The following is a 2056-nucleotide window of genomic DNA, read 5'->3' as shown; positions in this document are numbered from 1 at the left end:
TCTTCAGGAGATCCTGACCGACCAGCGCGCTGAAGGGAAAGTGACGCCTCATCCTCTGCCCTTTCCCCGGCTCGCGTCACCGCCCAGCCACTCCTCGCCGCCCGCCGGGCAGAAGGCGCGCCACCGGATCCGGAAGTAGTCGTCCCCGAGCCAGTCCATGATGTCCGCCCCCCGCTCCCCCGTGAACCGGTAGTCGCGGTCGAACTCGACCACCATCACCTTCCGCGGTTCGTTGTCGTAGAAACGCAGCCAGTACGTTCCGTCCGGCAACTCGCCCGCGTCGATGGGGACGAGGTCGCTGTACTGCAGCGCCAGGCGACGCGACAGGGTCGAAAGCGCCACCGGCACCCCGTCCACGAAGAGGATCTTCTTCCCGTCGCCGATCTTCCCGTACCGCTCCTCGATCTCCCGGCGGTTGATCGACAGCCCCTCGTTCATAGCGTCATCCTCGAGCGGATCGCCTTCAGGATCGCCGACCGGCTCATCTCCGCCAATGAGAAGTATTTCGCTCCCAACGCGTCGGCCACCGTGCGCGCCGGCCCGTCGGAGAAGATCCCGCGCGTCCGTGCGCCTTTCTGGGTCGCCTCCATGGCGGAGCGCAGCGCCGCGGGGCCCGCCACCATCCGGTCCGCGTCGATGACGAGCGATGTGACCCGCATCTTCCGGATCGTCTTCGCGATCTTCACCGCCTCCTCCAGCGGCTCCCCGCCGAAGTACGCCACGTTCGCGCGGCCGTCGGTGATCAGCGCCAGGATCGCCTTGCGGGCCGGGTCGCGCGTCTGCTCCATCTCCAGCGTCTTCACCGCGGCGAACAGGCCGATGGAAAGCGGCGTGGTGCCTCCCGACGCGAGCCAGGTGAGCTGCATCGCGGCCTGGGACGCGCTTCCCGTCGGCGGGACGACCACCTCCCCCACCGCGTCGCGGAAGGCGATGAGGCCCACCCGATCGCGCTTCACGTAGCTGTCCCGGAGCAGGGAGAGGACCGCGCCCTTGGTCGCCACCATCCGCTGCTGCGTCTCCATCGACCCGGAAGCGTCCATCACCACGAGCACGAGGTTCCCGACCTTCCGTTCCCGCTGCTTCCCCCGCAGGTCGGACAACGCGATCCGGACCCTCCGCGTCTCCGGGTCCACGTGTCCCCCCGCGGCGGCGGCGAACAGGGTGGCGTCGAGGGCGATATCCCTGCCCTTCTCCCAGGGGATGCTGCGCACATACCGGCCGCGGGAGCTCTTCGTGCGCGACTTGCTGCGCTTCCCGACCGCGTCGGAGAGCCTGCGCCCCTTCGGCGCGACGATCCTGCGCACCTCGTACGGGTCGGACGGGGTGATGATGCTCTCCTCGACGTACCCCTGGCAGTAGTCGCAATCGGGGTCTCCGCACGTCGGCGGTCCCTTGCGTCCCGCGGATGCCTCCGCCGCCTCGTACCGGTGACGCTTCGCCTGGGCCCGCTCGACCGCCTGGCGCTCCTGTTCCTGCGGCGTCACCGCGGGAGCGCGGAAGACCACCCCGCCCCGCTTCATCCCGTGGGTCGTCCCGGGAAGGGGGACCACCGGCCCGCGATCGTCCTCCTCGACCGCCTCGCCGGGAAACGCCCACGACAGGAGCCGCTCCACGTGGTATGCCCGGGCCGCGCTCACTCCGGACCTGGGGACGCGGTGCGGAAGCGCCAGGCGGATCGCGTCCCGCACGTCGGCCGCCGCGAGGTCCTCTCCTCCGCGCAACGCCGCCAGCGCCCGTGCGGATTTCAGGATCGCCAGGTCCCCCCGGTGCCCGGATATCCCCAGCGTGTTGTTCACCTCCGCCACGGTCCGGACGAGGTTCTCCGGCAGCGGGATCCGCGGCAGCCGCTCGCGCGCCGCTCGAACCGTATCCTTCAACCGGGCATCCCCCGCCGACCAGGAGCCGAGGAACGTCCCGTCGTCCATCTCGAAGAGGAGGACGCGTTCCACGATCGCCTTCCGGAGCCCGACGTCCCGCTCCCCGCTGATCTCCACGCACAGACCGAACCGGTCCAGCAGCTGCGGCCGCAGCTCCCCCTCCTCCGGGTTCATCGTCC

2 protein-coding genes are annotated in these 2056 nt (G+C 70.2%); both read right to left on the bottom strand.

The window, feature by feature from the left end; translation table 11 throughout:
* Positions 1 to 48 precede the first annotated feature (48 nt).
* Positions 49 to 438 (bottom strand): hypothetical protein, encoded by a 390-nt coding sequence (locus tag HZB86_12800; protein MBI5906395.1) that lies wholly within the window; start codon positions 436 to 438, stop codon positions 49 to 51.
* Positions 435 to 2056 (bottom strand): VWA domain-containing protein (locus HZB86_12795; GenBank protein MBI5906394.1); only part of this gene is annotated, 1622 nt, incomplete at its 5' end. The genes HZB86_12795 and HZB86_12800, both read right to left, overlap by 4 nt.

This window comes from Deltaproteobacteria bacterium, assembly GCA_016234845.1.
Classification (GTDB): Bacteria; Desulfobacterota; Deferrimicrobia; order Deferrimicrobiales; family Deferrimicrobiaceae; genus JACRNP01.
Note: the sequence above shows the minus strand (reverse complement) of the source record. Positions and strands in the feature narration are given on the sequence as shown.

Bases quoted from the DNA above. Each gene is read 5' to 3' on its own strand.
- HZB86_12800 (MBI5906395.1), bottom strand. From the start codon at position 438: ATGAACGAGGGGCTGTCGATCAACCGCCGGGAGATCGAGGAGCGGTAC.